General features: G+C 68.3%; 16 protein-coding genes. 9 read left to right on the top strand and 7 right to left on the bottom strand.

The window, feature by feature from the left end; all coding sequences use genetic code 11:
- The first annotated feature begins 97 nt into the window (after positions 1–97).
- The 6 genes from BJ988_RS21025 (at position 98) to BJ988_RS21000 (ending at position 3705) form a co-directional block, all read left to right on the top strand.
- Positions 98–367 (top strand): MoaD/ThiS family protein, encoded by a 270-nt coding sequence (locus BJ988_RS21025; protein ID WP_179659857.1) that lies wholly within the window; start codon positions 98–100, stop codon positions 365–367.
- A gap of 49 nt (positions 368–416) precedes the next feature.
- Positions 417–878: a thioredoxin family protein gene (locus BJ988_RS21020; protein ID WP_179659856.1), complete on the top strand. Its 462-nt coding sequence runs from the start codon at positions 417–419 to the stop codon at positions 876–878.
- A 238-nt stretch (positions 879–1116) separates the two neighbouring features.
- Positions 1117–1563 carry a DUF4395 domain-containing protein gene (locus BJ988_RS21015; protein ID WP_179659855.1) on the top strand — a complete coding sequence of 149 codons (447 nt, stop codon included), beginning with the start codon at positions 1117–1119 and terminating at the stop codon, positions 1561–1563.
- A gap of 34 nt (positions 1564–1597) precedes the next feature.
- The gene (locus BJ988_RS21010; protein WP_179659854.1) at positions 1598–2461 is read left to right on the top strand and encodes a sulfurtransferase; all 864 of its coding nucleotides are present in this window, start codon (positions 1598–1600) and stop codon (positions 2459–2461) included.
- A 1-nt stretch (position 2462) separates the two neighbouring features.
- Positions 2463–2762: a DUF1416 domain-containing protein gene (locus tag BJ988_RS21005; protein WP_179659853.1), complete on the top strand. Its 300-nt coding sequence runs from the start codon at positions 2463–2465 to the stop codon at positions 2760–2762.
- 118 nt (positions 2763–2880) lie between these two features.
- Positions 2881–3705: a 3-keto-5-aminohexanoate cleavage protein gene (locus tag BJ988_RS21000; RefSeq protein WP_179659852.1), complete on the top strand. Its 825-nt coding sequence runs from the start codon at positions 2881–2883 to the stop codon at positions 3703–3705.
- A 16-nt stretch (positions 3706–3721) separates the two neighbouring features.
- Here BJ988_RS21000 and BJ988_RS20995 read toward each other — a convergent pair whose 3' ends face one another.
- Positions 3722–4366, bottom strand: a complete 645-nt coding sequence (locus BJ988_RS20995) for a TetR family transcriptional regulator (RefSeq protein WP_218861017.1) — start codon at positions 4364–4366, stop codon at positions 3722–3724.
- Positions 4367–4503: 137 nt separating this feature from the next.
- Between BJ988_RS20995 and BJ988_RS20990 the strand changes: the two genes are divergently transcribed.
- On the top strand, positions 4504–5520 hold the full coding sequence (locus tag BJ988_RS20990) for an NAD(P)-dependent alcohol dehydrogenase (RefSeq protein ID WP_179659850.1): 1017 nt from the start codon (positions 4504–4506) through the stop codon (positions 5518–5520).
- On the opposite strand, the gene cysC is transcribed toward BJ988_RS20990, so the two are convergent.
- The 5 genes from cysC to BJ988_RS20965 form a co-directional block, all read right to left on the bottom strand.
- Positions 5502–6692, bottom strand: coding sequence for an adenylyl-sulfate kinase (gene cysC / locus BJ988_RS31435; RefSeq protein ID WP_179659849.1), 1191 nt, complete (start codon positions 6690–6692; stop codon positions 5502–5504). The genes BJ988_RS20990 and cysC overlap by 19 nt on opposite strands.
- Before the next feature lie 117 nt (positions 6693–6809).
- Complete coding sequence (locus BJ988_RS20980) at positions 6810–8060, bottom strand: sulfate adenylyltransferase subunit 1 (RefSeq protein ID WP_218861014.1); 1251 nt, start codon at positions 8058–8060, stop codon at positions 6810–6812.
- A complete protein-coding gene (gene cysD, locus BJ988_RS20975; RefSeq protein ID WP_179659848.1) occupies positions 8060–8974 on the bottom strand; it encodes a sulfate adenylyltransferase subunit CysD in 915 nt (304 codons plus the stop codon). Before cysD ends, BJ988_RS20980 begins: the two co-directional genes overlap by 1 nt.
- A 169-nt stretch (positions 8975–9143) precedes the next feature.
- On the bottom strand, positions 9144–9995 hold the full coding sequence (locus BJ988_RS20970) for a HipA N-terminal domain-containing protein (RefSeq protein ID WP_179659847.1): 852 nt from the start codon (positions 9993–9995) through the stop codon (positions 9144–9146).
- A complete protein-coding gene (locus tag BJ988_RS20965) occupies positions 9995–10282 on the bottom strand; it encodes a helix-turn-helix domain-containing protein (protein WP_218861012.1) in 288 nt (95 codons plus the stop codon). The genes BJ988_RS20970 and BJ988_RS20965 overlap by 1 nt, the downstream gene beginning before the upstream one ends.
- An 88-nt stretch (positions 10283–10370) precedes the next feature.
- On the opposite strand from BJ988_RS20965, the gene BJ988_RS20960 reads away from it, so the two are divergent.
- Both BJ988_RS20960 and BJ988_RS20955 read left to right on the top strand, forming a co-directional pair.
- Positions 10371–11537 (top strand): nucleotide sugar dehydrogenase, encoded by a 1167-nt coding sequence (locus BJ988_RS20960; protein ID WP_179659845.1) that lies wholly within the window; start codon positions 10371–10373, stop codon positions 11535–11537.
- A 140-nt stretch (positions 11538–11677) separates the two neighbouring features.
- Entirely contained in the window at positions 11678–12049 is a 372-nt protein-coding gene (locus BJ988_RS20955) for a phosphomannose isomerase type II C-terminal cupin domain (protein ID WP_179659844.1), read from the top strand.
- Between the two features lie 7 nt (positions 12050–12056).
- Here the strand turns inward: BJ988_RS20955 and rfbA are convergent, their stop codons facing one another.
- Positions 12057–12929, bottom strand: coding sequence for a glucose-1-phosphate thymidylyltransferase RfbA (rfbA, locus tag BJ988_RS20950; RefSeq protein WP_179659843.1), 873 nt, complete (start codon positions 12927–12929; stop codon positions 12057–12059).
- Positions 12930–12944: the final 15 nt, after the last annotated feature.

Raw genomic sequence — 12944 nt, 5'->3', positions numbered from 1 at the left:
AAAGAGCACCGAAACGCAACATTGAGCCTCGGTGAGGTGATCGTTAGACCATATTAACGAAACCTCTCGGTGACATAGGAAGGTTGTCCACGAGAAAGTGACGAACGTTATAGAGGTCCGCTATTGGGCGGCAGCCAAGTCGGCGGCCGGGACTCCGTCCGACCAGATCGAGGTCGACGGCCCGTTGTCGCTGGCAGAAGTCGTACGCCGCGCCGCGGCGCTGCACGCCGACACCCGCCTTCCCGAGGTGCTGAAGGCCTGCTCCGCACTCATCGGCGACAGGCCGGCAGGCACGGGTGACCCCGACGGGATCGAGGTCCCGCCGGGGTCCACGGTCGAGTTCCTCCCTCCGTTCGCGGGCGGGTGACCTCCGAGGCGAGGGAATGAGTTGAGCCGAATGCGGGTTCAATAGTCCTATGAGCACCGGAGCCTGGATCGCCGTCATCGCGATAGCCGTCGCCCTCGCGTTCGGTCTGTTCCGGATGCTCAGCGACGGCCGCTTCCGAGGTACGAAGGAGCTTCACGTGCCCCACGAGGTCCACAAGCCCGAGCCGCACGCATGGGATGCGGTCAGCGACGCGTTGGGTGAGACCGAGCTCGGTGCGCGCGCGACCCTGGTGCAGTTCTCCAGCGCCTTCTGCGCTCCCTGCCGGGCGACCCGGCGGATCCTGGGCGAGGTCGCCGAGATCGTGCCGGGCGTGGTGCATCTCGAGATCGACGCCGAGCACCACCTCGATCTGGTGCGCCGCCTGGACATCCTCAGGACGCCGACCACCCTGGTGATCGATGGCGGCGGTTACGAGATCGCGCGAGCCACGGGGGCTCCGCGCAAGGAGCAGGTGCTGAGCGCGATCCCGACCATCGATCTCGAATCCTGATACGGCTGTCCGAATGTCAAGACATTCGTTTCCTGCTGGTTCGGCAGCGCGTTACTGTCTTCCCATGTTCTCGACCATGCTGACCAAGCGCCGCGCAGTGGATCACTGCCGCGTGCGCTCGGCGCTGTGTCGTTCCTGCCGCTGAATCCCTGAGATTTGTCGACCGAGTCGACCCGGGGATCGCTCTCGCCTGTCAGGCTCGTTCTGACGACCCCCTTCTCTCTCGCAGGAGCACACCATGTCCGAGACCTCAAGCCAGACGGCGACGCAGACCGGAATCGACCCGCGCGGCCCGCAGTTCGCTGCGGCGCTGACCGTTGTCGTACTCCTCCTGGCTCTGCTGCTGCCGCAGCCCTGGGCGCTCGTGGTGACCGTCATCCAGACGGTGCTCTTCGCGATCGGGACGGGGCTCGGCGTTCAGCGGACCCCGCACGCTTGGTTGTTCAAGAAGTTCGTACGTCCCCGCCTCGGCGCCCCCGATGAGCTCGAGGACCCGGCACCGCCCCGGTTCGCCCAGGGCGTCGGCCTCGCCTTCCTGGTCGTCGCGCTCGCGGCGTACGTCCTCGGCGCCACGCTCGTGGCGCAGATCGCCCTCGGCCTCGCGCTCGTCGCAGCCGTGCTCAACGCCGTCTTCCGGTTCTGCCTCGGCTGCGAGATCTACCTGCTGATCAAGCGTTTCGCTTGACCCTGAACGCCCGTAACAAACGAAAGGTACCTAGATGACCCGCGAGAACTCCCTCGTCTCCGCCCAGTGGGTGGAGGAGCACCTCGACGACCCGAAGGTCGTGCTGATCGAGGTCGACGAAGACACGACCGCCTACGACAAGGGCCACATCAAGGGCGCGATCAAGCTCGACTGGACCACCGACCTGCAGGACCAGGTCCGCCGTGACTTCGTCAACAAGGACCAGTTCTCCGCTCTGCTCTCCGAGCGTGGCGTCGCCAACGACAACACTGTGGTGCTCTACGGCGGCAACAACAACTGGTTCGCCGCGTACGCCTTCTGGTACTTCAAGCTCTACGGCCACACCGACGTCAAGCTCCTCGACGGTGGCCGCAAGAAGTGGGAGCTCGACTCCCGCGAGCTGACCGACGAGGCCGTCACCCGCGAGGCGACCAGCTACACCGCCAAGGACCAGGACCTCTCGATCCGCGCCTTCCGCGACGAGACCGTCGAGGCCATCGGCGTCAAGAACCTGGTCGACGTCCGCAGCCCTGACGAGTACGCGGGCCGCCTGCTCGCCCCGGCGCACCTGCCGCAGGAGCAGGCTCAGCGCGCCGGCCACGTGCCGACCTCGATCAACGTGCCGTGGAGCAAGGCAGCCAACGACGACGGCACCTTCCGGTCTGACGACGAGCTGCGTGAGATCTACGGTGAGGCCGGCCTCGAGGACGGCAAGGACACCATCGCCCTGTGCCGGATCGGTGAGCGCTCCTCGCACACCTGGTTCGTGCTCAAGGAGCTGCTCGGCCACCAGAACGTGAAGAACTACGACGGTTCGTGGACCGAGTACGGCTCGCTCGTCGGCGTGCCCGTGGCCATCGGCGACGAGCCCGGCTCTGCTGACCTTGGGGGCAACTGAGATGTGCGGAGCAACTGAGGGCGGTCTCTCGCTCGCCGGCGTCGATGTCGCCAAGGAAGCAGTCATCCAGGGCCAGGTGACCCGTGCCGGTGAGCCGGTCCACGGTGCGTACGTCCGGCTGCTCGACCGCACCGGCGAGTTCACCGCCGAGGTGCCCACCTCGGCCACCGGCCACTTCCGGTTCTTCGCCGGCGACGGCGAGTGGACCCTGCGTACGCTCGCGCCGAAGGCGGAGCCGGTGGACAAGAAGGTCCACGCCGCGGTCGGCAACGTCGCCGAGGTGACGATCCCGATCGGCTGACGATCCCTGACGTGGGAGCCCCGGAGTCACTGGTTGACTCCGGGGCTCCCACGTCGTTTTTGCCATCTTCGGATGGAGATATTGCGGTGAAACGTTCGAGTGGCGCTAGATTGTCCGGGTGACTGGACTGCTTGTGACCGTGGCGCCGACCGGGGCGGAGACCGCGAAGGAAGACTGCCCGCAGCTGCCGACGACGCTGGAGGAGCTGGTGGCGACGGCCGTCGAGTGCGAGGAGGCCGGGGCGCGGATGATCCACGTCCACATCCGCGACGACGACCACGCGCCGACGCTCGACCTCGGGCGGCTCACCCACACGGTCGACGCGCTGCACGAGAAGACCGACCTGATCGTGCAGCTCTCGACCGGTGGCTCGGTCCACGACCCGCTGGACAAGCGCCTGAAGGTGCTCGACGCGGGGCCGGACTCCTGCTCGCTGACGATGGGCACCACCAACTTCGGCGACGACGTCTTCTCCAACCCGTGGCCGTTCATCACCGAGCTCTACCAGCTCACCCAGGAACGCGGTGTGGTGCCGGAGTTCGAGCTCTTCGACCTCGGGCACGTCGCCGCGCTGCAGCGGCTGCTGGGGAAGTACGGGCTGCCTGCCGGCGGCAAGGTCCACGTCGACTTCGTCATGGGAGTGCCCGGTGGCATGCCCGGCACCTCGGCGGCGCTGGTCGCCGCCGTCGCCGCGCTGCCGGCCGAGGTGACCTCGTGGTCGGCGACCGGCATCGGCCGCTCGACCCTCCCTGTCATGCTCACCTCGCTGGCCATGGGCGGCCACCTGCGCGTCGGGATGGAGGACGTCCTCACCCTCGCCAAGGGTGTCCCCGTCGACGCCAACCGCCAGCTCGTCGAGCGCGCCGTCGAGGCAGCCGTGGTCGCCCAGCGCGCCCCGATGAGCACCGACGAAGCCTGGGCCCTCCTCGGCCTCGAGCCGTAGCAGAGCGACAGATCCATCAGGCCCGCGAAGACCGCCGTCCCGGAGGGCCGTCGGCGGTGAACGGGAGGCTGTCCAGGGTCAGCGTCGTCGGTGAAGGCAGCGGTTCGCGGGTCGCGTCGGCACGGAACGACTGGAGCAGATAGGCCACCAGGCGCCGGGAGGCTGCGGCGTCGTCCGGTAGTGCGGCCACCAGGCCGCAGTGCGCCAACATGACGACGCCGAGGTCGGAAGGGTGGAAATCTTCCCGAAGGGCGCCGGTCGCTTGGGCCCTGCGGACCAGAGTCATGATGCCGTGCTCGGCGTCCTTCCTGGCCTGTGCGTGCTCGGCGGTGCTGTCCGGGAAGGCGGCCAGAAAGGCGGCTGGGAAGCCGCGTTCCTTCCGTTGGAGGTTGCACACGGTCTCGACCAGTTGCTGGAAGCCCTGCCACGGGTCGGAGGCTGCCAGGGCGTCGTCGAGAGCCTGCGAACAGGTGTCCATCTGTTCCTCGAACGCGCCCTGAACCAGAGCGTCCCGGGTAGGGAAGTGCCGGTAGAGCGTCGCGACGCCCACTCCGGCTCGCCGGGCGACGGTGGCCATCGGGGCGTCGATCCCGCGCTCGGCGAAGACCGCACGGGCGGCGGCGAGGACGCGGTCGCGGTTGCGGCGTGCGTCGGCTCGCACCCCCTTTGGGGCTGGGATCCGAGACGATTCCACCATCACTGTCTCTCGCTTCCGTCCTAAACGGATGATTGTATCCATTTAGGACCTTACCGTCTGTGAAGGATCCACCGACGACGACAGCCGAAAGAGGCAGAGTGATGAACGACCAGATGATGAAGGCAGTGCTCTTCGACCGCTACGGCGGGCCCGAGGAGCTCTACGTGGGCCGGGTGCCACGCCCCGAGCCGGCCCACGGCGAGGTGCTGGTCAAGGTGCACGCATTCAGCGTCAACGGCGGTGAACTCTCGGCTCGTGCCGGTCGTATCCGTCTGCTGACCGGCCGGAAGTTCCCCCAGCGCGTCGGACTGGACTTCACCGGCGAGGTCGCGGCACTCGGCGCAGGCGTCACCCGTCTCGCCGCCGGTGACCGCGTGTGGGGCGTCATGGGTCGCACCTCGGGTTTCGGAAGCGCCGCGGAGTACGTGTCCGTCCCGGCCGAGCGTGTCGGCCTGGTCCCGGACGGACTGGACCTGGTGGAGGCCGCATCGCTGCCGGTCGCCACCACCGCCGTCACCGCGCTGAGGGACAAGGCAGGGCTGCGTCCGGGCGAACGACTTCTCGTGCGCGGTGCGGCGGGCGGCGTCGGCAACGCCGCGGTGCAGCTAGGACGGGTGTACGGCGCGGAGGTGACCGGCCTCGCCCGAGCCGCCAACCTCGACTTCGTACGCGGGCTCGGGGCCCATGAGGCCGTCGACCATCGCAGCGTCCGGCCCGCGGACCTCGGTCGCTTCGACGTCATCCTGGACACCGTGGGGACCGACCTGCGGACCTTCAGGGGCCTGCTGAACCCTGGCGGGCGCATGGTCGCGATCGCTTTCGACCTCGAGAAGGTGGTGTCTTCCCTCGGCTACATCGCCGCCAGCGCGGTCCACGGCCGTAGCCGGGTGCGCTTCTTCAGCGGCAACCCGACCCAGGCCCTTCTCGACGACCTGGGCCGGCATGTCATCGACAAGGAGCTGAGCCCGGCGGTCGACACCGTCTTCTCTCTGGAGGAGACGGCAGCGGCGCACCGGGCGCTCGAGGCGGGCGGGGTGCAGGGGAAGTACGTGGTCAGCGTGGTCGACGTCGACGAAGGTGTGGGCGCGGCGTCCGGAGATCAGCCGAGGTCGAGGTAGCCCGCGAGGCGCAGGCCGTCGATGACGTCGTCGAGCGCGTCCTCGATCGAGCGGCCGGTGGTGTCGACGCGTACGTCGGCGTCGTCCGGCTCCTCGTAGGGCGAGGAGATCCCGGTGAACTCGGGGATCTCGCCGGCCCGGGCCTTGGCGTAGAGGCCCTTGCGGTCGCGCCGCTCGCACTCCTCCAGCGGGGTGGCCACATGCACCAGGAAGAAGGCGCCACCGGCGTCGTCGACGTAGCGGCGTACGTCCTGGCGGGTCGCGTCGAAGGGAGCGATGGGGGAGCAGACGGCGAGGCCGCCGTGGCGGGAGATCTCGGCGGCGACCCAGCCGATCCGGCGGATGTTGGTCTCCCGGTCCTCCTTGGAGAAGGTCAGCCCGGCCGACAGGTTGCGGCGGACGACGTCGCCGTCCAGCGAGGTGACCGTCCGGGTGCCCTGCTCGAGGATCCGGTCCATCAGCGCGCGGGCGAGCGTGGACTTGCCGGATCCGGAGAGGCCGGTGAAGAAGACGACCAGGCCCTGCTCCTCGGGGGCGGGCTGGTCGGAGTCGATGATGGCGGCGATGTCGGTGGGGTAGTCGTCCGACGCGGGGGAGGCCAGCGCGTGGATCGGGTCGCCGCCGGCGTACGCCTCCACGACGGCAACACCCAGGGCATGGTCGGCCTCGGGGTCGTCGTGAGCGGCCAGCGGGACCGCGACGACGGCCGCGTCGGGCAGTGCCTCCGCGGCGAGCAACGAGGCGCGCAGCAGCGCGACGGGAGAGAGCGACGGGGTGCCGTGCCCGACGAGCGCGAGCAGGAGGACCGGTCCCAGAGAACCCAGCTCGGTGATCTCGGTGGTGGTGAGCGCGTCCGTGACCGGGACGACCGTCCGCCCGGCGTACGCCTCCCGGGTCTGCTCCGGGGTGAGGTAGAGCCGTCGGAAGGGACCGTAGGCGGGGGAGGAGAGGCCGGTGACCTCGCCCGCGGGCCAGGTGACCCGTGCCAGCGGCAGTCCCTCGGGGTCCACGACCTCCACCGCGCCGTCCGCCGCTGCCGCCTCGGACACGGAGTCGGGGAGGGCCAGCGTCAACGGGGACCCGGGGGCGTTGAGTGGACCCTGGAGGGCGCCGGAGACGATCAGCTCGATGTCGTCGAGCTCGCGCGGCGTGGGAGAGAACTGCTGAGGCACAAGATCACCTGATGGGTCGGTAGATGGCCGGCAGCGTTTGCCACCGCCGAGTCGGCGCAATCCGGTCCTCGCTGCGCTCCGGTCCGTTTGCGCCGACTCGGCGGTGGCTGAACGTGCTCAGTCGTTGATCATGCCCGCGCCGACGGTGACGCCGGTCGCCTCGTCGATGAGGATGAAGGAGCCGGTGGTGCGGTTCTTCGAGTAGGGGTCGCACAGCAGCGGCTTGGTGGTGCGCAGCTGGACGCGGCCGATCTCGTTGAGGCCGAGCTCCTTGGTCTCCAGGTCACGGTGGAGCGAGTTGACGTCCAGGCGGTACTGGATGTCCTTGATCAGCGCTCGCCCCGAGTTGGAGGTGTGCTTGATGGCCAGCTTCTGCCGCGGACGCAGCGGTGCGTTGGTCATCCAGCAGATCATCGCGTCGATGTCCTGGCTGGGCTCGGGAGCGTTCTTGACCCGCGAGATCATGTCGCCGCGGCTCACGTCGACGTCGTCCTCGAGCCGCACGGTCACCGACATCGGCGGGAACGCCTCGGAGATCTCCCTGTCGAACAGGTCGATCCCGGCGATCTTGCTGGTCATGCCGGACGGAAGCACCATGACCTCGTCACCCGGCTTGAGCACGCCGCCGGCGACCTGACCCGCGTAGCCGCGGTAGTCGTGGTGGTCGTCCGACTTCGGCCGGATGACGTACTGCACCGGAAGGCGCACGTCGACCAGGTCGCGGTCGGAGGCCACGTGGACGTGCTCGAGGTGGTGGATCAGCGTCGGGCCGGAGTACCAGTCCATGCTGGTGGACCGGGTCACCACGTTGTCCCCCTTGAGCGCCGAGATCGGGATGACCTCGAGGTCCGGGATGTTGAGCTTGGTCGCGAACGCGGTGAACTCGGCCGAGATCTTGTTGTAGACCTCCTGGGAGTAGTCCACGAGGTCCATCTTGTTGATGCACAGGACCAGGTGCGGCACGCGCAGCAGCGAGAGCAGGACGGCGTGACGACGCGACTGCTCGGTGAGGCCGTGCCGGGCGTCGACGAGCACCAGGCCGAGGTCGGCGGTGGAGGCACCGGTGACCATGTTGCGCGTGTACTGCACGTGGCCCGGGGTGTCGGCGATGATGAACTTGCGGTTGGGCGTCGCGAAGTAGCGGTAGGCCACGTCGATGGTGATGCCCTGCTCCCGCTCGGAGCGCAGCCCGTCGGTCAGCAGCGAGAGGTCCACGTAGCCGTGGCCCTTGTCCAGGGAGGTCTTCTCGACCGACTCGAGCTGGTCGGTGAAGATCGACTTCGAGTCGAACAGCAGCCGCCCGATGAGCGTGGACTTGCCGTCGTCGACGGAGCCGGCGGTCGCGAACCGCAGCAGATCCATGGCCATCAGAAGTAGCCTTCCTTCTTGCGGTCCTCCATGGCTGCCTCGGAGAACCTGTCGTCACCGCGGGTCGCGCCACGCTCGGTGACCCGGGCAGCGGCGACCTCCTCGATGATCTCGGGGATGGTGGAAGCCGTCGACTCGACGCAACCGGTCAGCGTCATGTCGCCGCAGGTGCGGTAACGGACGGTGCGCTCGGTGACGACCTCACCCTCGCGCAGCGGGTTGAGCGGAGTCTCCGTGAGCAGCATGCCGTCGCGCTCGAAGACGCGGCGCTGGTGGGCGAAGTAGACCTGCGGGATCTCGATGTTCTCGCGGCCGATGTAGTCCCAGATGTCCAGCTCGGTCCAGTTGGAGATCGGGAAGACTCGCATGTGCTCGCCCTCGTGGAGGCGGCCGTTGTAGAGAGACCAGAGCTCGGGGCGCTGCATCTTGGGATCCCACTGGCCGAACTCGTCGCGGTGGGAGTAGACGCGCTCCTTGGCGCGCGCCTTCTCCTCGTCACGGCGACCGCCACCGAAGGCGGCGGTGAAGCCGTTCTCCTCGATCGCGTTGAGCAGGGTCGGGGTCTGAAGGCGGTTGCGCGAGGTCTTGCCGTCGTCGACGACGATGCCGCGCTCGATGGCGTCATCGATGCTTGCGATCACCAGGCGTACGCCCAGGCGGCTGACCCAGCGGTCACGGGTCTCGGCGACCTCGGGGAAGTCGAGACCGTTGTCGATCTGGAGGACGGGGAACGGGATCTTGGCAGGGAAGAAAGCCTTCTCCGCAAGTCGCAGCATCACGATGCTGTCCTTGCCGCCCGAGAACATCAGGACAGGCTTCTCGAACTCTGCCGCGGCCTCGCGGAAGATGTGGATCGACTCGGCTTCCAGCTGGTCGAGCTGGCTGAGCCGGTAGTCGGCGTGTGTTGCAGTCATTACGGAACCAGAGGACCTCTCCGTCAGGTTGAGGCGCCCATGCTAGTGGCGGCTTCCACGGCACGGCGAAATGTCCCATCCCCGCGTGGGCGGGATTGCGAGTGTACGCAGGCCTCCGGTCTTCCATGGCAGCGCCATTCGCACGGTGAGATGTGACAGGTGAGACGCCCTAGCGGCGGGGTGCGACCACGACCCGTTCTCCGGCCAGCAGGAAGGCGATCCGGCCGACGTCGCCGGCCGGCGGAGGCGCCAGCTCCAGACGTAGGAACAGGTCGCGTACGCCGCCCGGGTCGACCTCCTCGGCAGGCCGACGACCGAGCGCCTGCCGGATCGTCTCGGCATGGATGCGCCGACCGCCGAGCCGGTCCCAGCGCTCCGAGACGAGGGCGGCCTGCGCGCCGAAGGTGATCAGCTCGGTGCGGGTGGCGGGGATCCCGGCTGAGCGGGACCGGCCCAGGTCCGCGATCACCGCGGCGGCGTCTGTGGGGGTCGTCGGTCGCAGGATGTGCGTCGACGGATGCTCGTACGTCGGCCAGAACCACTGCCCCGAAGCCCGCCGCAGCGCGAACTTGCCCTGATGGCCGCCGAGGGAGAACCGTGGCCGCGCCCGCTGGTCGAGCCACGAGGTGGGCTGGTTGCGCAGCGCCGCGAGCCGGGTCGCGATGTCGGCCAGCGGCGCTTCGACGGGCTGCGGTGCCCGGCGCCAGGGCAGATCGGGGTCGGCGGTGAGCGAGACCGCGCCGGGGAGATCGTCGCCGTAGGAGGCGAGCAGCGTCATCGGCTCGGTGTCCGGGAGCCCTCGTTCGCGCGCCCATCGGCGGCGTACGTCCTCCGGGGCCGGGAGCAGGTTGTCGAGCCACGCGCGTGCCGCTCCCGGGGTCAGGGCCGGGCCGGTGCGCGGGAGGGAGGCCGAGATCGGCGTCGGGCCGGCGGTCTCGGCGTAGGCGAAGTCGATCCGGTCGCCTGCCTGACGGAAGGTGCCCATCTGGCGGCGGCCGGCGAAGGCGTACAGCTCTCGCATCACGGAGCGGTGAGGCAGCGGGCCAGGACGCCGTCGAGATCGACGTCCTCCAGCGGCGGAGCGATCGAGGTGAGCTGAGCGGGCGCGAGGTAGACGTCCAGGACCGCCAGGAGCGCGAGGGCCTTGCCGAGCTCGGCGCGCGGGTGGCCGGACTCGACGTCGACCACGAACCGACGGCCGACGCCGGCGCGGTGCGCCAGGTCGCTCTGGGTGAGGCCGGCGCGGCGCCGGGCCGCGCGCACAGCCGACCCGAAGGCGGCCGGTGAGGTCAGGTACGGCGACGACACGATGAACACTCTAGCCGATGTTCCCGTACGGGAACATCCCGGACGATGGTGCTGTGACGCGCCCTGAACCGCTGCTTACAGTGCCGATATGAAGATCACCGTTGTCGGCGTGGGATACGTCGGGATGTCGCTCGCGGTCCTGCTCGCGCAGAAGCACGAGGTCGTCGTCCTCGACATCTCCCAGGAGCGGGTCGACCTGGTCAACGCGCGGAAGACGCCGATCGAGGACGCCGAGATCACCAGCTTCCTGGCCACCAAGGAGCTCGATCTGCGCGCGACCCTCGACAAGCAGGACGCCTACGCGGGCGCTGCGTACGTCCTCGTCGCCACTCCGACCAACTACGACGAGGCCTCGAACTACTTCGACACCTCCACCGTCGACGGCGTGATCGTCGACGCGGTGAGCTACGCGCAAGAGGCAGCGATCGTGGTGAAGTCGACGATCCCGGTCGGCTACATCGCGGCCAAGCGGGCCGAGCACCCCGAGGCGACACTCTTCTTCAGCCCCGAGTTCCTGCGCGAGGGCCAGGCGCTCCACGACAACCTGCACCCCTCCCGCATCGTCGTCGGCGACGACTCCGCGGCCGCGAAGGGGTTCGCGGAGCTGCTGCTCGAGGGCTCCCTGGAGTCGGACGTGCCGGTCCTGATGACCGGCGCGACGGAGGCCGAGGCGATCAAGCTGTTCGCCAACACCTACCTCGCGCTGCGGGTCGCCTACTTCAACGAGCTCGACACCTACGCCGCCACCCACGGTCTCAACACGCCCCAGATCATCGAGGGCGTCGGCTTGGACCCACGGATCGGGTCGCACTACAACAACCCGAGCTTCGGCTACGGCGGCTACTGCCTGCCGAAGGACACCAGGCAGCTCCAGGCCAACTACCAAGACGTCCCGCAGAACCTCATCTCGGCGATCGTGGAGGCCAACACCACGCGCAAGGACTTCGTCGCCAACGACGTCCTGCGTCGCGAGCCGAAGGTGGTCGGCGTCTACCGGCTGATCATGAAGTCGGGCTCTGACAACTTCCGTGAATCCTCGATCCAGGGAGTGATGAAGCGGATCAAGGCCAAGGGCGTCGAGGTGATCATCTACGAGCCCGAGCTCGACGAGCCGGAGTTCTTCCACTCGGAGATCATCAGGGATCTCGACGAGTTCAAGAGCCGGGCCGACGTGATCATCGCCAACCGGCGCACCGAGGTGCTCGCCGATGTCGCCGACAAGGTCTACACCCGCGACATCTACGGGCGCGACTGAGCTCTCTTCCAGCGAGATCCGGACCTCGTGGGCGACCTGCGTGTAACGGACCGGTGAACATCGGCACGCAATGAACCGTGCGCCGATGCGTACAGTTATGGTCGCGTCTTCTGCTCAGTGTCTAGGAATGAGGCAACATCATGGCTGGTGACTCCGAGACCCGCCCCTGGGGTTCGTGGCACGTCATCGACGTCGGTCCGGGGTACAAGGTCAAGCGGATCGAGGTGCTCCCCAACAGCCGCCTCTCCTACCAGACCCACACCCACCGCTCCGAGCACTGGGTGGTCATCTACGGCAAGGCGACCTGCATCATCGACGGTGTGACCACCATCGCCGGCCCGGGCGAGTCGGTCGACGTCGCCGTCGGCCAGGCCCACCGGATCTGCAACGAGACCGACGAGCCGCTCTCGATCATCGAGGTCCAGCGCGGTGGCTACACCGGCGAGGACGACATCGTCCGGCTCGAAGACGACTTCGGCCGCGCCGAGCAGACGGTCGCGGCCGAAGCCTGAGGCACGGCTAGGCGAGCAGCCCGAGTAGATACTTCCCGTAGCCGCTCTTCAGGAGCGGCTGAGCGAGCTCGGAGAGCTGCTCGTCCGAGAGCCAGCCCTGGCGCCAGGCGACCTCTTCGGGGGCGCCGATCTTGGTGCCCTGGCGGTGCTCGATGGCGCGGATGAAGTTGGCGGCCTCGTTGAGGTCCTCGAGGGTGCCGGTGTCGAGCCAGGCCGTGCCTCGGGGCAGCACCTCGACCTGGAGGGTGCCGGCTTCGAGGTAGATCCGGTTGAGGTCGGTGATCTCGAGCTCGCCGCGCGCGGACGGCTTCAGCCCGCGGGCGTGCTCGATGACCGAGCTGTCGTAGAAGTAGAGGCCGGGGACGGCGTACGGGCTCTTCGGGTCGGAAGGCTTCTCCTCCAGGGAGATCGCCTTGCGGTTCTCGTCGAACTCGACGACGCCGTACGCCCTCGGGTCGGCGACGCGGTAGCCGAAGACGGCGCCACCGGTGATCTTCTCGAACCGGGCCAGCTGGGTCCCGAGGCCGGGCCCGTAGAAGATGTTGTCGCCCAGGACCAGGCCGACACCGTCCTCGGACTCGTCGAGGAAGCCCACGTCGGCGCCGATCGTGAACGCCTGGGCGAGGCCGTCGGGGGAGGGCTGCTCGGCGTAGCTGATGTTGACGCCGAGATGGCTGCCGTCGCCGAGGAGCCGGTGGAACCCGGAGGCCTCGTGGGGCGTCGTGATCACCAGGATGTCGCGGATGCCGGCCAACATCAGGGTGGTCAGCGGGTAGTAGATCATCGGCTTGTCATAGATCGGCATCAGCTGCTTGCTGATCGCGAGCGTGATCGGGTGCAGACGTGAGCCGGTGCCGCCGGCCAGGATGATGCCCTTCATGGTTCGTTGATCCTA

Source organism: Nocardioides panzhihuensis (assembly GCF_013408335.1).
GTDB classification, from domain to species: Bacteria; Actinomycetota; Actinomycetes; order Propionibacteriales; family Nocardioidaceae; genus Nocardioides; species Nocardioides panzhihuensis.
The sequence above is the reverse complement of the archived record's forward strand: the minus strand, read 5'-3'. Positions and strand labels throughout refer to the sequence as shown.

Bases quoted from the DNA above. Each gene is read 5' to 3' on its own strand.
- BJ988_RS21020 (WP_179659856.1), top strand. From the start codon at position 417: ATGAGCACCGGAGCCTGGATCGCCGTCATCGCGATAGCCGTCGCCCTC.
- BJ988_RS21015 (WP_179659855.1), top strand. From the start codon at position 1,117: ATGTCCGAGACCTCAAGCCAGACGGCGACGCAGACCGGAATCGACCCG.
- BJ988_RS21010 (WP_179659854.1), top strand. From the start codon at position 1,598: ATGACCCGCGAGAACTCCCTCGTCTCCGCCCAGTGGGTGGAGGAGCAC.
- BJ988_RS21005 (WP_179659853.1), top strand. From the start codon at position 2,463: ATGTGCGGAGCAACTGAGGGCGGTCTCTCGCTCGCCGGCGTCGATGTC.
- BJ988_RS20990 (WP_179659850.1), top strand. From the start codon at position 4,504: ATGAACGACCAGATGATGAAGGCAGTGCTCTTCGACCGCTACGGCGGG.
- BJ988_RS20980 (WP_218861014.1), bottom strand. From the start codon at position 8,060: ATGGCCATGGATCTGCTGCGGTTCGCGACCGCCGGCTCCGTCGACGAC.
- cysD (WP_179659848.1), bottom strand. From the start codon at position 8,974: ATGACTGCAACACACGCCGACTACCGGCTCAGCCAGCTCGACCAGCTG.
- BJ988_RS20970 (WP_179659847.1), bottom strand. From the start codon at position 9,995: ATGCGAGAGCTGTACGCCTTCGCCGGCCGCCGCCAGATGGGCACCTTC.
- BJ988_RS20960 (WP_179659845.1), top strand. From the start codon at position 10,371: ATGAAGATCACCGTTGTCGGCGTGGGATACGTCGGGATGTCGCTCGCG.
- BJ988_RS20955 (WP_179659844.1), top strand. From the start codon at position 11,678: ATGGCTGGTGACTCCGAGACCCGCCCCTGGGGTTCGTGGCACGTCATC.
- rfbA (WP_179659843.1), bottom strand. From the start codon at position 12,929: ATGAAGGGCATCATCCTGGCCGGCGGCACCGGCTCACGTCTGCACCCG.